The organism is Flavobacterium restrictum (assembly GCF_007097245.1).
Classification (GTDB): Bacteria; Bacteroidota; Bacteroidia; order Flavobacteriales; family Flavobacteriaceae; genus Flavobacterium; species Flavobacterium restrictum.
This window is the reverse complement of the sequence record NZ_VJZT01000009.1, coordinates 40,716-58,263: the sequence shown is the minus strand read 5'-3', so window position 1 is coordinate 58,263 and position 17,548 is coordinate 40,716. Positions and strand designations below refer to the sequence as shown.

The window sequence follows — 17,548 nt, the reverse complement described above, 5'->3', positions numbered from 1 at the left end:
CGAGGTAGCACTTTTTAAACAAAAAATGCCTTAAAGCGAAACTCTAAAACTAATATTTGGAGTCCGTTTTAAGGCATACGTTTTTACATCTTCAATCGTGTTTGTGGCGGTATTGATGCGGTAATATTCATTGATTTCATTCTTTTTGTTGAGGATGTTTACGACCGATAAACCCACATTATACCTGATTTTATTTTGAGATTCCCATTTGTAAGTTGTTGAAAAATTGACTTGAAAAAACGAATTTAATCGCTGGTTGTTGGGCGAGTTGAAATCTATTTTTGGATTCACAACATCGGTAGTATTGATCACGATAGTGCTGGGTGTTGTTTCTGGCTTTCCAGAATACCATTTGGAACCCAACGCAATTTTGAAATTGTTTTTTTCATAACTTCCTGACCAAGATACCACATGATTTATTTCGAAATTGTTTGCAAATGTCGGTGGTTTTAAACTGCCAAAATTATAATTATTAGTGTTGTACGTGTAGCTCAACCAAGTTATAAAGTGATTTGTTTTCTTCTGCACCAATACTTCGCTGCCCAAAACTGCATAGGAACCATTGATTTTTACAAACTCTAATTGGTTCTGAAAACCTTGACTGGCGCTGGTAATTCCGCTCACTTTTTTATAAAAATGCTCTACCGAAAGCAACCAATCCTTTTTGGCATACGCAAAACTTATTGAGGCTTGTTGGCTTTTTTGAATCGGAATCGTGCTGTTGTTCGACAAAATCCAACGTCTTTTTTCTACACCAAAATAATCCGTTTGTAAATCGATTATTTGATGGCAATTTTGACTTTTAAATTCGCCTAAAAAAGCGGTAGAAAAGTATTTGCTAATCCCATAATTTAGCTGTAATCGAGGCTCGATAATTGCTTTTTGAAACTGCTCGATATAATTGATTCGAACCCCGGCTGCGGCGTAGACACGAGCCAAGGTATCGTTGTATTTTCCTTCCAGAATGGCTGCGTGGGTTCGTAAAACAGTTTTGATTTTTCTGTAAAAGGCTGGACTGTTTATTTTATCCAAATTGGTTGCCCCAATTTCATTGAATTGATAGCCCGTATTAAGGGTCAATTTCGAAGATTGAAAATGGTTGTTCTCGAGTTTAATCCCATTGTCAATCATGCTGTTTTCCTGTTTTAGGAATTGATTATTCTCATTTTTTCTGGTTTCGGCATCTAGTTCATAATGGGAACTATAGACATTGATTTGGGTTTTATTTTTTGTGTTCCAATGGTGTTTCCAATACAAATTTCCGCCATAATTTTTTTGATATAAAACATTGCTTTCCGATTGTGTTTCGCTATTCAGCGTATTGGATTGAAAAACCTTGAGTTGGTCGCTAATGGTGATTAGGTCAAGGATTACGTGGTCTTTTTGCCCTATTTTCTGGGAGTATTTTGCCGTAATATCATGAAAATTAAACTTTTGACTGTCGTCATAATCAGCGGTTTGATTCGTTGAGGAATTGGTTACACTCGTGTTTTGAAAGGCTTTTTTATAATATTCCTCATAAGTTGGAGATTGCAAAAAATCAGTGATGGATCTTCGTCCTGCAAGTTCGAGAAACCCTTTTTGGGTAACCTTAAATTTAGCATAAATGTCGGCATTGATCATGTTTATTCCTGCGCTAAAACTATTTTTGTCACTAGTGTTGGAGTTGGAGGAAATGTCCACCACACTAGAAACGCTTTCGCCAAAGAATGCCGAAGTTCCATTTTTAGTAATGGCAATTGTGTGCGCTAAATTGGGATTGAACACGGATATTAAACCAAAAAAATGTCCTGTTTGGTACATTTTTATTCCGTTCCATAAAAATAAATTTTGATCGTGCGTGCCACCTCTCACATTAATGCTGGCCACACTTTCATCTGCGCTATTGATTCCGGGAATTTGTTGCATGGTTTGCAGTACATCTGGTTCGATTAAACCGGGCAGAATCCCGAATTTTTTCGGCTTTATTTCGAATGAGCCATCCTTGTTTTTTGAAATCCCAGTAGCCAAAAAACTAGTGGTTTTTATCTCTTCGAGTTGGGTAATATTTGGCGTTAGGTATATTTTTTGACAAGCGGTATTTTGGTTTTCGACAATTTCAATTTTCTGGGGGATAAACCCAATATAGCTGATGGTCACGTTGGTTTTCTTTTGGTTTTTAAATTCAAAATAACCATTTTTATCACTTGTTGTTGCTTGATTGTTTTCCCATTCTATGTTGGCATTTTCTAAAGGTGTGCCATCAATGGATGAAAAAATATACCCACAAATCAAGGGTAATTCGGGCTTCATTTTAGTATGAATACTAATGAATTTTGTATTGATAATCTCAAACGAAAGACCTGTTTTTTGGGATAAATACGCTATTTTTTCCAGTAAGGAAAGCGATGTCGCTGGAGGACTAATTTTGAGATTGGCAATGGTATTTTCGGTGTAGTTAAAGCTTACTTGGTACTGTTTTTCGATCGAAAATAAAAGCTGTTTTAGCGCAATCGCTTTTCCATTACCTTGAGCGTAAGCATGCAGGGCAAAAAAAAAGCAAAAGAATACAACAGCAACTCGTTTGGTAAAAAACATTTATTTTCCCTCAAAAATTATTTTGTTTGGTGCTACTTTGCTCTTTTTTAAATTATAGGTTTTGGCAATAATTTGTAGCGCAACATCAAGCGTTTTGGTTGGTATTTTTCCTGTAAACAGTGCAGTTGTATGCACGTTTTTTAATGTAATAGTTACGTTATAGTGTCGTTCTATTTCGGCAATTACACGTTGTAGTTTTTCGGCATGAAAGGCAATTTCTTGTTGCAACCAATCTGGACTGGACTCCGTTGTAATGGAGTTGTTTGCGATTCCATTCTCAAAAGTTACGCTTTGACCGTGGGTTAACAAGATTTGTTGGTCTTTGTAATTTACTTTTACACGACCTTCAAAACAGGTAACATCAAATCTATTTTCTCTGGCTTTTACATTAAATTGGGTTCCTAGAACGGTAACTTTTCCTAGACTGGTTGCTACTTCAAAACGTTTTCCTTTGGCTACTCTAAAATACGCTTCGCCTTGGAGTTTCAGGTTCCTATGAGTGTCCCATTGCCATTTTTTGTATGCGATAGTCGAACCTGAATTTAAGACCACTTTTGAATGGTCTGGCAATTCTAGAGTGGCTGTTTCTCCATATCCTGCGGTGGTTGTTTGGCTAACAAAATGGTACATCGTGTACGCAATTCCTAGACTTAAAACGAACAATGCTGCGATTCTAAAGAGCCATTTAGGGAATAGCGCGACTACTTTTGGAGCAGGTTTTTGTTCCTTCAGGACTTTATTTAATAGTTGGTCACCGTCAAACGCGCCCACTTCTAGATGAGCCGAATGGGTTTTTATTTTTTGATACGTAGCATATTCAGGGCTGGCCTCAAACTCGGCTAATTCAGTAGCTGATAAATCATTGTTTAGCCATTTTGCTAATAGGTAATTTTCTTCCATTAGATTCTCTTTGTATTCTATAAAACAACTAAAAACGCATACACCCTACTTTATAAATCAATTTCTTTTCGCAATGCCAGCAAAGCCAAGTGAATGCGTTTTTCGACCGCTTTTACACTGATATTTAATTCAATAGCAATTTCGCTGTATTTTTTTTTGTCAATTCGATGCATCAAAAAAGCCACTCGTTGGGTTTCGGTCAAGTTAGCGATGGCATTCAAAAGCTTGGTTTCAAACTGTTTTTCTTCCAAAATATATTCTGGATTTTCATTAGTTCGGTCTAACCCAGCAAAATTTTTCTCATACTGCAGGACAACTTTTTGATGTGCAATTTCATTTAGCGAACTGTTGCTGGCTATAGTGTACAAATATGATTTGGCTTTTTCCAAAGGGACAGCAGCACAGTTTTGCCAAAGTTTTATAAAAGCTTCTTGCGTTACATCTTCGGCTTGGTCTTTGTTTCCATATTTGTAAAAAAGAAAATTGCGAAGCGATTGCGCATGACTTTTAAAAAAACTTGAAAATACAAGTTCATTGCAAGTTTCTGAAGCAGTAGTGTTGGTCATTTATAAAAAATTGAGGCTTACAAATATATATTTATTTTGCTTGGAGTAGGGTATTCTAGGTCTAAAATGTTTTATTATACCAACTATTTATTGGCTCGCAATTTATACTATTTTGAAGTAAATAATAACTTAAAATAGGTTTAGTTAGTATTCCAAGTAATATTTTTTAATATTGCTAAAAATTGAGGGGAGAGTATTCTTTAAGGATAGTAAAACGTGTTATATGAAAGCGATTAAAAAGTACAAATACATTTTTTTAGGGTTAGGAATTTTTTTTTCGGGCTGTCAAAACGAGATAAATGAAGAAATTCACAGCAGTACCGAAACCATTTCCACAACGACTCCGCTTACTGCTTTGGTGCAACGAGTTGTTATGCAAAAAACAATTTATGACGATTTAATTGATGAATCCAATTATTGCACAGTAAAATTTCCTTATGAAGTATCCGTAAATGGCGCTTCGATTGCTCTGAAATCCGAAAGTGATTACCAAAAAGTGAAAAATAATATTGATGCGAACGCCAATGATAATGACGATGTGGCCATACAATTTCCAGTGACGATGGTCTTTTATAATTATCTAGAAAAAGTCATTGCGAACCAAAAAGAGTATGATTATTTGTTGGCTTATTGGAATGCCAAAGCTGATTTATTATCCAAAATTAACTGTTTGACCATTCAGTTTCCTATTGTCATTAACAGTTATGACAGCAACAATCAAATTGCAAATGCGACTACAATTACGGACGAAAAAACTTTTTTTGCCTTTATAAATAGTCTAACGGCGGCACAATTTATTGCCATAAAATATCCCATTACAATTACCAACTGGAAATCCCAACAAGTTGTTGTTACCACTAACACGCAACTGGAAAACCTGATCAAGGAAACCCTAGATTCCTGTCCTGACAACGTTATAACAGTACTTGATTTTGACCAAGTCCTTACAACTGGTTCCTGGAAAATAGCCTATTTTTATGAAGATAAAGACAAAACGAGTAGCTATAACAACTATGTTTTTACGTTCAAAAGTGACTATACGGTTTCGGTTACAAAAGGATATTATACCTATAATGGTACGTGGTCTACCGCCATAGTTGACGGTGTTAGAACCTTTGAAACCAAATTCGAATCGGAGTATTTAAAGGAAATAAATATCGATTGGAACGTATTTGAATACAATGCCTCGCAACTGCGATTTAGACAAGAAGAGGATGCTAATGAGAGTGATTATTTGTATTTTATTAAAAATTAAAAGGTTTCAGCAGTTTGTTTTAATAGTTTTGAATTTTGTCTTTTCCATCTATTCCATTTAGAATTTAAGAAATTGAGTTTTGAAATTGAGTTTTGAAATTGAGTTTTGAAATTGAGTTTTGAAATTTATTTTTTGAATTTTGTCTTTTCCTTCCGTCCATTTAGAATTTAAGAAATTGAGTTTTGATATTTATTTGAAATTTGTTTTTTGAATTTTGTCTTTTCCTTCCTTCCATTCCATTTTGAATTTAAGAAATTGGATTTTGATATTTATTTGAAATTTGCTTTTTGAATTTTGTCTTTTGAATCAATTCATTTAGAATTTAAAAATCCTTTGCCCTGAATTATTAGTTTATCTAATTGCGCAATTATCTAATTAGTTTATCTTTGCATTTCATAAAATAAAAAAAACATGTTTGATAATTTAAGCGAAAAATTAGATAAAGCCTTCCACATACTAAAAGGACACGGAAAAATCACTGAAGTAAACGTAGCCGAAACGTTGAAAGAAGTTCGTCGTGCCTTACTTGATGCCGATGTCAATTTTAAAATTGCCAAAGATTTTACCACCAAAGTAAAAGAAAAAGCCATAGGTCAAGACGTATTAACGACCTTGCAACCCGGGCAATTATTGGTAAAGTTAGTCAAAGATGAACTAACTGAATTAATGGGTGGCGATGTAGCTGGAATCAATCTTTCGGGCAATCCAACAGTTATTTTGATGTCAGGTTTACAAGGTTCCGGAAAAACAACTTTTTCAGGAAAACTTGCCAATTACCTGCAAACCAAAAAGAATAAAAAACCACTTTTGGTGGCGTGTGATATCTACCGTCCAGCGGCAATACAGCAATTGTATGTCGTGGGAGATTCGATAGGAGTAGAAGTATATTCTGAACCAGAAAATAAAAATCCTGTCGAGATTGCACAAAACGCCATCAAACATGCCAAAGCCAATGGATTTAATGTAGTCATAGTAGATACCGCTGGTCGTCTAGCTGTTGATGCAGCCATGATGGACGAAATTGCCAAAGTGCACCAAGCCATTCAACCACAAGAAACCTTATTTGTTGTAGATGCTATGACGGGGCAAGATGCGGTAAATACGGCCAAAGCCTTCAACGATATCTTGAATTTTGATGGGGTTATTTTGACCAAATTAGACGGGGATACTCGTGGTGGAGCCGCAATTTCTATTAAATCAGTAGTCAATAAGCCTATTAAATTTGTAGGTACTGGCGAAAAAATGGAAGCCATTGACGTGTTTTATCCTGTACGTATGGCCGAGCGAATCCTAGGAATGGGTGATGTGGTGTCCTTGGTAGAACGTGCGCAAGAACAATTTGATGAAGAAGAAGCGAGAAAAATCCAAAAGAAAATCGCCAAAAACGAGTTTGGTTTTGATGATTTCTTGTCTCAAATCCAACAAGTAAAAAAAATGGGAAATATGAAAGACTTGGTTGGGATGATACCAGGTGCTTCAAAAGCCATGAAAGATGTGGAGATTGAAGACGACGCCTTCAAACACATAGAAGCCATTATTCACTCTATGACGCCTATCGAAAGAAGCAAACCAGCTCTTATAGATGTGAAACGAAAAGCAAGAATTGCCAAAGGTTCTGGTACCAAAGTAGAGCAAGTCAATCAATTGATGAAACAGTTTGATCAAATGAGCAAAATGATGAAAATGATGCAAGGCCCAGGCGGAAAAAACTTAATGAAAATGATGGGTGGAATGAAAGGCGGTATGCCAGGTGGAATGCCAGGAATGCGATAAAAATGAGTCAAAAGTCGAAAGTCTTAAGGTTGTGTAACTTTAAATTTTTCGGTTTTTAAACTTTAAACTAAATAAAAATGCAACTACTAGACGGAAAAAAAACAGCAGAAGATATTAAAAACGAAATCGCAATTGAAGTTCAGAAAATGAAGGACAATGGCGAAAAAGTACCTCATTTAGCAGCGGTGCTAGTGGGTAGCAATGGGGCTAGTTTAACTTATGTAGGAAGCAAAGTACGGTCTTGTGAACAAATAGGTTTTGAATCCACACTAGTAAGTTTGCCCGAAGATATTCAGGAAATTGACTTGTTGAACAAAATCAAGGAACTAAATGAAGATGATAATTTAGATGGTTTTATTGTTCAGTTGCCTTTGCCAAAGCATATTGACGAACAAAAAATCCTTATGGCAATTGATCCCGACAAGGATGTAGATGGTTTTCATCCTACTAATTTTGGAAAAATGGCTTTGGAAATGGAGACCTTTTTGCCCGCAACTCCATTTGGAATCATGCAATTATTAGAGCGATATAAAGTAGAAACAGCAGGAAAACATACCGTTGTTATTGGGCGTAGCCATATTGTAGGCCGCCCCATGAGTATTTTGATGAGTCGCAAAGGCTATCCAGGCGATTCTACGGTAACGCTTACCCACAGCCGTACCAAAAATATTGAAGAGTTTACCAAAAATGCCGATATTATCATCACCGCTCTTGGTGTTCCTAATTATCTAAAAGCCGATATGGTCAAAGAAGGCGTAGTAGTAATCGACGTAGGTATTACGCGTGTTGAAGATGCTTCGCACCCAAAAGGATATATCATTACTGGCGATGTTGATTTTGAGGAAGTGAGCAAAAAATCTTCTTTTATAACTCCAGTTCCAGGTGGTGTTGGGCCTATGACTATTGCTATGTTATTACAAAACACGCTTTTGGCACGAAAAATTAGAAGTAGAAAATAATACCAATTTGAACATAAGTAAAAGCCTATTCGCAAGAATGGGCTTTTTTTTTGGATTAACAAAAAATGTAGAAAAAAAAGTTTTCATTTTTAATTGCCAATTAAAAATAATACTTAACTTTGTATTTCAAAGTACTTTAATTATGAATCAAAAGCATCAAGAAGATTTATCACACATACGTTCCATGATGGAGCGTTCTTCAAGATTTATATCATTAAGTGGACTCTCTGGCGTGTTTGCGGGTTTGTCAGCATTGATTGGCGGATTGTATGCGTACCAGTTGTTTGGAGCACATGGAATATCGTATATGGATTGCAATTCCTACAGTAAGAATAGTAATTTAGTTCGGGAATTATTTTTTACGGCGAGTCTTGTTTTAGTTTCCGCTTTGACTTTTGGAATATTTTTTACGTTGCGTAAGAGCAAAAAAAATAATTTGCCCATTTGGACAACCGCTACCAAAAACATGCTTTTTAATTTAGCACTACCCCTTTTTGTTGGGGGTGTTTTTTGTCTTGCTCTTTTGAGTTACAAAATTTACTTTTTGATTGCTCCCGCTTCTTTATTATTTTATGGTTTAGCATTGATAAACGCAGAGAAATATACTTTTTCGGATGTTAAGTATCTAGGTTTTTGCGAGCTTGTATTGGGGTGTATTAGTCTTTTTTATCTAGAATTTGGTTTGGTTTTTTGGATAATGGGTTTTGGAGTCTTGCATATTTTGTATGGTTTAATACTATTTAAAAAATACAAATAATAGCTGATGAGCATCATTGATACCTTAAATAAAGATTTTGAAAGTCGTGTACGATTAGGCATTATGTCTATTCTACTGATCAACGATTGGGTTGATTTTACTGAAATGAAATCGCTATTGAATATCACTGATGGCAATTTAGCCAGTCATTCATCGGCATTAGAAAAAGCAGCTTATATTGAAATCAAGAAAGAATTTATTGGTAAAAAGCCAAAAACATCTTATAGAGTTACTCATTTGGGTAGAGCTTCTTTTGTTTCACATTTGAATAGTTTAGAGAAATTATTCAAAACTAAATAACCTTTTTTTTAACTTTTTACTTTGAAATACAAAGTACTTTTAAATTTTTTAATTATGAAAAAACACCATTTAATTTTCGCAAGTAGTGCTATTTTTACATTACTTTTTTACAACGAGTCAGTAGGGGTCAATCTGGCAATTTTCGGGTTAGTATTGATACTTCTAGTCTGCTATTTTTTTCAAGATCGATTTACAAATAGGTCACATTTGGTTCTGGTAATCGCTTCGGTTTTATCATGTTTGGCTTTTGCTTGGTATGGTGATTTTGTTTCCTTTTTAGCTTTAGTGTTTTCTTTGATTTTTTTACAATTCCAAACCCAAAATTCCGAGCTTAAAATTATTCAATCCTTTCCGGTAGTATTGATTAATTTGTTTGCTTCTCTTGGAAGGTTGTTGCTATTTAATCAATGGCTGCCAAAGCGGAAAGTCGATAATTATATTGCCAAAAAAATTATAGCTTATTGTATAATTCCTGCGTTTTTTCTAGTGCTATTTTACGTAGTCTATTCTTTTGGTAGTGACCATTTTTCAGGATTGTTTACGGGTTATGAATTGGATTTAAACGGGACTCAATTTATTTTAATGCTACTTTTGGGGTTGTATGTTTCGTTTAGTTTTTGGAATTATTGGGTGCCAGACTTTTGTAACGATGTGAATTCAAAGTTAGATAATGATTTTAGTGCTGAAAATAAAGTCCAACAGCAGCCTACTTTTTCTTTTTTGGATTTAGATTTCGAAAGAAAAAGTGGTGAGATTACACTTATTCTTTTAAATTTAATGCTTTTGATTTTTATTGCTACCTATAATTATGAGCAATTTTTTGAAACTATGGCAACTCCAGCTGTAATGTCAAAGTTGAGTGCTGCCACACATGAAAGAGTGAATGCCGTAGTTTTTTCAATTGTTATGGCTGTTGGGGTTGTATTGTTTTATTTTAAAGGAGGTTTTAATTTTGATGCAAAGTCAAAAAATTTGATCCGTTTGGCTAAAATTTGGATTTTTTTGAACGCAATATTAATCATAAGCACCAGTATTAAAAACTCCGAGTATGTTTCTTATTTTGGATTGACCTATAAAAGATTGGGTGTGTATGCTTTTTTGATTTTAGGATTGATAGGATTACTTTTTACTTTTTTTAAAATTGCTAAACAAAAAACGAATGCCTATCTTTTTAACCAAATGGTTTGGTGTTTTTACGGAATGTTACTTTTATGCAGTTTTGTCAATTGGGGGGATTTAATTACAACATACAATATAGCAGTAAATAAAGGGGTTGAGCCTGAATATTTGAATAGTTTGGATTTTAATGAAGCATATCGGGAACGTTATTTCCCTGCAACAAATAATGAAATTGATCTTGAGAATGACGGAGATGTTTTATACGAGCAAAACAAAAGCTTTCTCTCTAAAGCTTTATATTACGAAAGTATTACTGTGAAGAAATAGTTGCTACACGAAAAAGCCAAGAATTAGGTCTTGGCTTTTTTGTGTTTAATAATGGCCTCTTTTTTTAAATCGAGGATCATCTCTTTTTATGAATTCGGTGCTTCGTTTTGGGGTTTCGGTTTTGGGTAAACTCGCTTCCTCGGTTTTGCTGGAAGGTTCTATGAGTGCGTTGAGTTCTTTGATTTCGGCATCGGTAAGATCACGGTAACGACCCACTGGTATGTCGAGAGAAATGTTAATAATTCGGATGCGTTTCAAGGCAGTTACGTCAGAACCTAAATACTCGCACATTCTTCGAATTTGGCGGTTTAAGCCTTGGGTAAGAATGATTTTGAAGGTGTATTTGCTAATTTGTTCTACTTTGCATTTGCGGGTTACCGTGTCTAGAATAGGGATGCCATTGCCCATGCGTTCTATAAAACGATCCGTTATGGGTTTGTTTACTGTTACGGTATATTCTTTTTCGTGGTTGTTTCTAGCACGCAATATTTTGTTTACAATATCACCATCGTTGGTCATAAAAATGAGTCCTTCACTGGCTTTATCGAGTCGGCCAATAGGGAAAATACGTTTGGGATAATTGATATAATCTACAATATTATTGTGTACGTCTAAATTAGTAGTGCATTCAATACCTACAGGTTTGTAGAAAGCGAGGTATACTGGTTTTTCGCGCTGCTCTCGTATCAGTTTCCCATCTATACGCACTTCATCGTGTGGCGAAACTTTGGTTCCTAGTTCAGGAACAATCCCGTTGATGGTAACACGACCTTCTTCGATAATTTTGTCAGCTTCTCGTCGGGAACAATAGCCGGTTTCTCCAATGAATTTGTTGAGGCGTTTGAGATTTTCTTCCATATTGCAAAAGTAGTATTAAAAAGTAATTTTTTGCTTTTTTATCCAAAAAACAATGTCTAAATAGGAATACACGCTATTGTGTTTTCAGGTACTAAATGCTATAGTGTTCCTACTAAAAACTGCGTAATTTTTTGGTACAGCGCATCGTCGTGCATGCTGTGTCCGAGATTTTTGGTGGGATAGAAAACGGCATTTTTCCAAGCTTTAGCAATTTTTTCTCCTTCGGTAAATCGCACAACGGTATCCTTCGTGTCGTGGGCAATAAATCCGAGATTGGGTATGGTTGCAGCAAATAATTGCGCCGAAAACTGGTCTAAAACTAGATTAAAATTGTCAAGGTAATAGGTTGCTAATGCTTTTGCCAAGGTGGTATTAAGTCCCAAAAGAGCCACATAATTGTTTAAAATAATTCTAAAATCACTTGGCGCACCTAAAATCACGATTTTCTCGATGGTTTTGTTTTGATACAAATGTTGGTAATACAAGCAGGTTTTGCCGCCTAGCGAATGCCCAACGAGGTGATTGGGATTGTATTGTTGAACGGCAGTGTGAATAAATTGGGCATATTGAGGAATGCTAAATGCTTTTCCGCTTGACAATCCGTGGGCGGGCGCATCGATAGCAATAATGGTGCTTCCTGATTTTTGCAGGTACGGCAGTAGTTTTTCCCAACGAGAAGCGTTGCTTTCCCAGCCGTGTATTAAAAGTATTTTGGTTTCGTTACCAGCCCAAGTATAGGTTTGAAAATGGTGATTGGCTACCGTTAGGGTTTCTAGTTTTGCCTCTTGAAGGATTTTAGGAAGTTGGTCAAGAACTAATTTCCCTTCTCTGGGTTCGCTAAAAAGCGCATAGGCAAGTTGCGTTGCTCTAGCAGGAAATAGCCAACTGATGCTGTTGAGTATGGCTCCAATCGATTTGGTTAAAAGCAAATAATATCCTTTTTTCATATAAAAAAAGTCCCGATGTGAATCGGGACTTAAGGGTTTAGAATTTAGAAAACAATTGTTCCATTTTCTCTCTTTCTTCTTCAGCTAGAACGCTGTCGACTAATATTCTCCCAGAATGCTCGTCGATTAAGATTTTCTTTCTAGCAGCAATTTCTACTTGAGTTTGTGGCGGAATTGTGAAAAATGATCCTGCTGATGCTCCTCTTTCGATAGAAACAACTGCTAATCCGTTACGAACACTACTTCTAATTCTTTTGTAAGCTACCAGCAAACGTTCTTCGATTAATGCTTGGTATTCGGCTGATTTTTCAGACAAGAAGATTTCTTCTTTTTGAGTTTCAGACATAATTGCATCCAATTCGGATTTTTTATGTTTTAAGTGCGTTGATTTAGCTTCTAATCGTTCTTTAGAGCTTGAAATCACTTCTTTTTTGTGTTCCATAGAAGCTTTCATTTCTTTAATTTGCTTTTCAGCCAATTGAATTTCTAGCTCTTGAAACTCAACTTCCTTGGTCAAAGAGTTGAATTCTCTATTGTTACGAACAGTTTCTTGTTGTTTCGTGTATTTTTTGATGGACTCTTTGTGCTCATCAATTGCATTTTTTTTCTCTTTGATCAAGTTTTCAATCACTTCAAGATCACTTTTTAATTTCTCTGAACGAGTGCTTAAACCAGCAACTTCATCTTCTAAATCTTCCACTTCTAAAGGAAGTTCTCCTCTCACGTTTCTAATTTCGTCAATTCTAGAGTCAATAAGTTGTAAATCGTAAATTGCTCTTAACTTGTCCTCAACACTTAATTCTTTCGTATTCGCCATATTCTATAAGTACTTAACTGGATTTGTATTTTCTTCCGATAAAATGATTGCAAAATTAAGGATTTTTTTCCGAAGATACTCAACAATATAATTTTTTGTATAACGTTCGCTTTCAAAATGTCCAATATCGGCCAAAAGGAGTTGATTTTCGGCTTCATAAAACTGATGGTACTTCAAATCGGCTGTCAAAAACGCATCGGCTCCAGCCTGAATTGCATTTTTTATGGCATAACTTCCAGATCCACCCAAAACGGCTACTTTTTTTATTTCTTTTCCCATAAATTCCGAATGCCGAATACCGTTAGCTTGCATTTTTTCTTTGGCAAAAGCCAAAAAATCATTCTCGTTCATCGGATTTTCTAATTCGCCTATCATTCCTAAACCTACTTTTTGATAGGTGTTTTGTAAATCATAAATTTCATAGGCCACTTCTTCATAAATATGAGCCTCAAAAAGGGCTTTTACGATTTTGGATTCCAAATGCTTCTCGAAAACAACTTCGATTTTGGTTTCGGTTCCCGTAGATAAAACACCTTTTTCGCCCACTACAGGATTGCTGTTCTCGTTGCCTTGGTAGGTAAAAGTTCCTTCGGAGTTAAAACTGCATTGGTCATAATTGCCTATGCTTCCTGCGCCAGCTTTGAATAACGCATTCCGAACAGTATCAGCATTGTCTCGAACGGTATAGGTTTCTAGTTTGCGAATGTAGTGTTGTTTTGGAATCAATATTTGGGTGTTTTGCAATCCTAATGCAGTACAAAATAGTTTGTTGACTCCCTCGGGATGATTGTCCAGCGCGGTATGCACGGCATAAATAGCAATGTCATTCTTGATGGCTTTGATTATGGCTCGCTCGACATAATTCTTGCCCGTTATTTTTTTTAATCCCGAAAAAAGTATCGGGTGAAAACAAATCACCAAGTTGCAGTTTTTGGCAACAGCCTCGGCAATCACGTTTTCTAAAGCATCGTGACACACCAGAATTCCGGTGGCATCCGCTTCTTGATTTCCTATTAATAAGCCTACATTGTCAAAATCTTCGGCGTAGGCCAATGGTGCCATTTCTTCAAGTACGGAAAGGATTTGTTTTATTTTCATTTTCATTTTTGATTTATAGCAATGGAACAAATTAACGAATAAACAAATCAATTTTAAAATAAAAATTTTACTTTCGTAAAATGATGCTACTTCGAAAAATCCTTTTCCCCTTTTCCATTTTATACGGTTTAATAACCAGTATTCGTAATTTTCTTTTTGATAGAGGGGTTCTTAATTCCTATTCATTCGAGATTCCTATTATTGCTGTTGGGAATTTAAGCGTTGGCGGAACTGGAAAAACACCACAAATAGAATATTTAATTCGGTTGCTTTCGCCAACCTATCAAGTGGCCACATTAAGCCGTGGGTACAAGCGACAATCCAAAGGTTTTATTCTTGCTAATGCCACTTCAAATGCCGCAATACTAGGCGATGAACCGTTTCAATTTTATAAAAAATTTCCTTCGATTCAAGTTGCTGTTGATGCCAATAGAAAAAACGGTATTGAACAACTACTTTTGCAAACTACAAAACCCAAAATCATTTTGCTTGACGATGCGTTTCAACACCGTAAAGTAAAAGCAGGATTATATATTTTGCTCACCACGTATGGCGATTTGTATTGTGATGATTGGATGTTGCCTACAGGAAATCTGCGCGAAAGCAGTAGCGGCGCCCAAAGAGCGAATGTTGTTATCGTGACCAAATGCAATCCCAATCTTTCGGTTATGGAGCAAAATGAGATTAGAGCCAAATTAAAATTAGCGTCTCATCAAGATTTGTATTTTACCAGTATTGGTTATGATGCGTGCATTTTTGATGAAGATAAAACAATGAAAGTCAGTCAAATTAAGCCTATTTCCAAAGTGCTTTTGGCAGGAATTGCCAAACCAACTCCCTTTTTTGATTACTTAAAAAATGAAACCGATGTGTGTTTGACTTTTCCGGATCACCACCATTTTAGCGAAAGCGATATTCAAAGTATCCAACAACAAGCACTAGAAAAAATAATAGTTACTACCGAAAAAGATTATGTTCGATTGAAGGATTCAGCACTAGTTAAACAATTGTTTTATTTGCCTATACAAAGTCAATTTCTCTCGGAGAGCGAACAATTTAATGCCACTATTCTTGATTATGCAGTTAAAAAAATGGCAAATAAATAGGTTGTAACCCGTTGTTGGCTAGATGTATTCGGCTATTTTTTTATAAAATTCCTCGGGTACAAATGGTTTTGTAATGACATCGTTCATACCATAGGACAAGAGCATTTCTCTGTTTTCATGCAGCGAAATTGCAGTCAAGGCGATAATCGGGGTGTTGTTGTCAAAATCCCGAATTTGTTGGGTTGCAATCGTGCCATTAATGCCGGGTAAATGCACATCCATGAGTACCAAATCATACGTATTGTTTTGAATCAATACAATGGCGTCCTCTCCATTATCAATGATTTCGCAGTTTACGCCTTTATTCTCAAGCATTTTTTTGGTAATCATTTGGTTGATTCTGTTGTCTTCGACCAAAAGGATTTTCTTATTTTCGAGTACATTAGCATCGTATACCGCTGTTTTTTTCTCAACAGCTTCCAGTTTTGTAGGAATGCTAAAAGGCAACTCAAATGAGAACGTGGAACCTTTATTAATTTCACTATTTAAATTAATTTTGCCACCAAGAATTTTCACCAAGTTCTTTACAATGGTCAAACCAAGTCCGGTACCACCGTATTTTCTATTAATTTCTACGGAACCTTGCGAGAAATTTTCAAACACGTTTTCAATTTGTTCTTCGGGAATGCCTATGCCTGTGTCTATAATCTCAAAATAGATATTCGCTTTTAGAGGGATTACTTTGCTTACTTGTGCTGTAACGATTACCGCACCATTTTTAGTGAATTTTAAGGCGTTGTTAATCAAGTTCAAAAATATTTGCGATAATTTAGTAGGATCTCCTATCAAATAATCAGGAATGTCTGGGGCTATTTCGAGTTTAAAATCATTGTTGTTTACAATTGCAAATTCTTTCTGGGAGTTGTGGATGTCAAACAGCAATTGTTTCAGGTTGAAGGCAATGTTTTCGACTTCTATTTTACTGGATTCTATCTTGTTAATTTCCAAAATATCATTGATAAAAGTAGCAAGATAATTGCCGGAAAATTGCAACGATTTAAGGTAGTCCAATTGTGATTTTTTAGGATTGTCTTCTAGCAATAAATGGGTAATTCCATTGATGGCGTTGAGTGGTGTCCGGAGTTCATGGCTTACTGTTGATAGAAATTCGGAACGCGCTTTTGAGGCTTTTTCGGCGTTATTTTTAGCAATTATAAGTTCGTTATTTTTATCTTTCAACAATTGATTCGAATCGCTTCGTATGATATTATTTTTATAAAGAGACAAGCTCAATAAGGGCAAAATAGTGATTAATGCTATGGCAAGAATACTGGTTAGTTTTGAATACTTGGCTGCTTTTTGTATTTGTTTGGCATCCTTTTCTTTTTGGATTTTGATTTTCAAAACTTCTTCTTGCTTGAATTTGGCAAAGCTATTTCGATTGCTTTTAGCGCTCTTTATCTCGGCACTATGCAGTTTTATTTGGTGGTATTCTTCAAGGTAGGAATAGGCTCTATCGTATTGTTGCAGTTCTTTGTAGCTTTTACTAAAGGCCAACATAATAGCTGCTTTTTGTTCTAAATCATTGTTTTTTGAGTTTAAAATCAATGCTTTTTCGAGATAACTAATAGCCGAATCATTTTGCTTTCGTTCATTTTCGATTAAACCAAGTCGGTAATAGGCAGCTGTTTTTGTTTTTAAATTCGAGTGAGTGTCTGGTTTTTTAACTATTTTTTGAAAAGTTTCAGTAGCCAATTCAAAATTTTTATTCGTTTGAAATAGAATTCCTTTTTTTAAATTCAGACCATCGGTACTATCTGTCATTTTTAAAGAAATTCTAACAGATTCAGCACGGTCAAAATTTGTTTTGGAGGCTTCAAAATCTCCTTTTTCAACAGAAGCCAAACCCATTAAATAATACGTATTTGCTAGGGTTACTGTTGGTTTAGTAGTGTTGAATAACTCAATCGTTTTTTGAAAATAGAGTAGGGCTTCGTTGTATTTTTTTTGATCTAATAATACTTTTCCTAACCAATAGTTTTGATTAATTTCAGTAGTAGTTAGGTGTTTTTTTTGGCTAAAAAGTATTGATTTTTGTATAAAGTAAATTCCTTTGCTGGTGTTATTTATTTTGAAATTATAACGTGCCAAGCTACTATAATAGGCAACACTATCGTTAGTTGCTTTAGGTTGCGCAAGCAAAATAGCGTTCCAAAAAAGAATTACAATTACTATATACTTCACTTTTG

The 17,548-nt window shown here is 35.4% G+C and carries 15 protein-coding genes; 7 read left to right on the top strand and 8 right to left on the bottom strand.

What is annotated here, in order from left to right:
* Positions 1-30: 30 nt before the first annotated feature.
* Genes FNW21_RS09775 through FNW21_RS09765 form a run of 3 tightly spaced genes read right to left on the bottom strand, consistent with a single transcriptional unit; the run spans position 31 to position 4,043 of the window.
* Positions 31-2,577: a carboxypeptidase-like regulatory domain-containing protein gene (locus FNW21_RS09775; protein WP_144256557.1), complete on the bottom strand. Its 2,547-nt coding sequence runs from the start codon at positions 2,575-2,577 to the stop codon at positions 31-33.
* Entirely contained in the window at positions 2,578-3,477 is a 900-nt protein-coding gene (locus tag FNW21_RS09770; protein WP_144256556.1) for a FecR family protein, read from the bottom strand.
* A gap of 50 nt (positions 3,478-3,527) precedes the next feature.
* Entirely contained in the window at positions 3,528-4,043 is a 516-nt protein-coding gene (locus FNW21_RS09765; protein WP_144256555.1) for an RNA polymerase sigma factor, read from the bottom strand.
* A gap of 223 nt (positions 4,044-4,266) precedes the next feature.
* Between FNW21_RS09765 and FNW21_RS09760 the strand changes: the two genes are divergently transcribed.
* From FNW21_RS09760 to FNW21_RS09735, 6 genes are all read left to right on the top strand, one after another.
* The gene (locus FNW21_RS09760; RefSeq protein WP_144256554.1) at positions 4,267-5,298 is read left to right on the top strand and encodes a hypothetical protein; all 1,032 of its coding nucleotides are present in this window, start codon (positions 4,267-4,269) and stop codon (positions 5,296-5,298) included.
* A gap of 411 nt (positions 5,299-5,709) precedes the next feature.
* Positions 5,710-7,071, top strand: a complete 1,362-nt coding sequence (gene ffh, locus FNW21_RS09755) for a signal recognition particle protein (protein WP_144256553.1) — start codon at positions 5,710-5,712, stop codon at positions 7,069-7,071.
* Between the two features lie 77 nt (positions 7,072-7,148).
* A complete protein-coding gene (locus FNW21_RS09750; RefSeq protein WP_144256552.1) occupies positions 7,149-8,030 on the top strand; it encodes a bifunctional 5,10-methylenetetrahydrofolate dehydrogenase/5,10-methenyltetrahydrofolate cyclohydrolase in 882 nt (293 codons plus the stop codon).
* A gap of 142 nt (positions 8,031-8,172) precedes the next feature.
* The gene (locus FNW21_RS09745; RefSeq protein ID WP_144256551.1) at positions 8,173-8,787 is read left to right on the top strand and encodes a hypothetical protein; all 615 of its coding nucleotides are present in this window, start codon (positions 8,173-8,175) and stop codon (positions 8,785-8,787) included.
* A gap of 6 nt (positions 8,788-8,793) precedes the next feature.
* Positions 8,794-9,087, top strand: a complete 294-nt coding sequence (locus FNW21_RS09740) for a winged helix-turn-helix domain-containing protein (protein ID WP_144256550.1) — start codon at positions 8,794-8,796, stop codon at positions 9,085-9,087.
* Between the two features lie 54 nt (positions 9,088-9,141).
* A complete protein-coding gene (locus tag FNW21_RS09735; RefSeq protein ID WP_144256549.1) occupies positions 9,142-10,533 on the top strand; it encodes a DUF4153 domain-containing protein in 1,392 nt (463 codons plus the stop codon).
* A gap of 45 nt (positions 10,534-10,578) precedes the next feature.
* On the opposite strand, the gene rluF is transcribed toward FNW21_RS09735, so the two are convergent.
* The 4 genes from rluF to FNW21_RS09715 form a co-directional block, all read right to left on the bottom strand.
* The gene (gene rluF, locus FNW21_RS09730; RefSeq protein WP_144256548.1) at positions 10,579-11,391 is read right to left on the bottom strand and encodes a 23S rRNA pseudouridine(2604) synthase RluF; all 813 of its coding nucleotides are present in this window, start codon (positions 11,389-11,391) and stop codon (positions 10,579-10,581) included.
* Between the two features lie 98 nt (positions 11,392-11,489).
* On the bottom strand, positions 11,490-12,338 hold the full coding sequence (locus tag FNW21_RS09725; protein ID WP_144256547.1) for an alpha/beta fold hydrolase: 849 nt from the start codon (positions 12,336-12,338) through the stop codon (positions 11,490-11,492).
* A gap of 37 nt (positions 12,339-12,375) precedes the next feature.
* Positions 12,376-13,155 carry a zinc ribbon domain-containing protein gene (locus FNW21_RS09720; protein ID WP_144256546.1) on the bottom strand — a complete coding sequence of 260 codons (780 nt, stop codon included), beginning with the start codon at positions 13,153-13,155 and terminating at the stop codon, positions 12,376-12,378.
* A gap of 3 nt (positions 13,156-13,158) precedes the next feature.
* Entirely contained in the window at positions 13,159-14,253 is a 1,095-nt protein-coding gene (locus FNW21_RS09715) for a Nif3-like dinuclear metal center hexameric protein (RefSeq protein ID WP_144256545.1), read from the bottom strand.
* Between the two features lie 80 nt (positions 14,254-14,333).
* Here FNW21_RS09715 and lpxK point away from each other — a divergent pair, with 80 nt between their 5' ends.
* Positions 14,334-15,359, top strand: a complete 1,026-nt coding sequence (gene lpxK, locus FNW21_RS09710; protein WP_144256544.1) for a tetraacyldisaccharide 4'-kinase — start codon at positions 14,334-14,336, stop codon at positions 15,357-15,359.
* An 18-nt stretch (positions 15,360-15,377) separates the two neighbouring features.
* On the opposite strand, the gene FNW21_RS09705 is transcribed toward lpxK, so the two are convergent.
* Positions 15,378-17,543, bottom strand: coding sequence for a tetratricopeptide repeat-containing hybrid sensor histidine kinase/response regulator (locus FNW21_RS09705; protein WP_144256543.1), 2,166 nt, complete (start codon positions 17,541-17,543; stop codon positions 15,378-15,380).
* Positions 17,544-17,548 lie beyond the last annotated feature (5 nt).

Coding starts and splice junctions, on each gene's coding strand:
- FNW21_RS09735 (WP_144256549.1), top strand. CDS start 9,142: ATGAAAAAACACCATTTAATTTTCGCAAGTAGTGCTATTTTTACATTA.
- rluF (WP_144256548.1), bottom strand. CDS start 11,391: ATGGAAGAAAATCTCAAACGCCTCAACAAATTCATTGGAGAAACCGGC.
- FNW21_RS09775 (WP_144256557.1), bottom strand. CDS start 2,577: ATGTTTTTTACCAAACGAGTTGCTGTTGTATTCTTTTGCTTTTTTTTT.
- FNW21_RS09745 (WP_144256551.1), top strand. CDS start 8,173: ATGAATCAAAAGCATCAAGAAGATTTATCACACATACGTTCCATGATG.
- ffh (WP_144256553.1), top strand. CDS start 5,710: ATGTTTGATAATTTAAGCGAAAAATTAGATAAAGCCTTCCACATACTA.
- FNW21_RS09715 (WP_144256545.1), bottom strand. CDS start 14,253: ATGAAAATAAAACAAATCCTTTCCGTACTTGAAGAAATGGCACCATTG.
- FNW21_RS09770 (WP_144256556.1), bottom strand. CDS start 3,477: ATGGAAGAAAATTACCTATTAGCAAAATGGCTAAACAATGATTTATCA.
- FNW21_RS09725 (WP_144256547.1), bottom strand. CDS start 12,338: ATGAAAAAAGGATATTATTTGCTTTTAACCAAATCGATTGGAGCCATA.
- FNW21_RS09760 (WP_144256554.1), top strand. CDS start 4,267: ATGAAAGCGATTAAAAAGTACAAATACATTTTTTTAGGGTTAGGAATT.
- FNW21_RS09740 (WP_144256550.1), top strand. CDS start 8,794: ATGAGCATCATTGATACCTTAAATAAAGATTTTGAAAGTCGTGTACGA.
- lpxK (WP_144256544.1), top strand. CDS start 14,334: ATGATGCTACTTCGAAAAATCCTTTTCCCCTTTTCCATTTTATACGGT.
- FNW21_RS09750 (WP_144256552.1), top strand. CDS start 7,149: ATGCAACTACTAGACGGAAAAAAAACAGCAGAAGATATTAAAAACGAA.
- FNW21_RS09765 (WP_144256555.1), bottom strand. CDS start 4,043: ATGACCAACACTACTGCTTCAGAAACTTGCAATGAACTTGTATTTTCA.
- FNW21_RS09720 (WP_144256546.1), bottom strand. CDS start 13,155: ATGGCGAATACGAAAGAATTAAGTGTTGAGGACAAGTTAAGAGCAATT.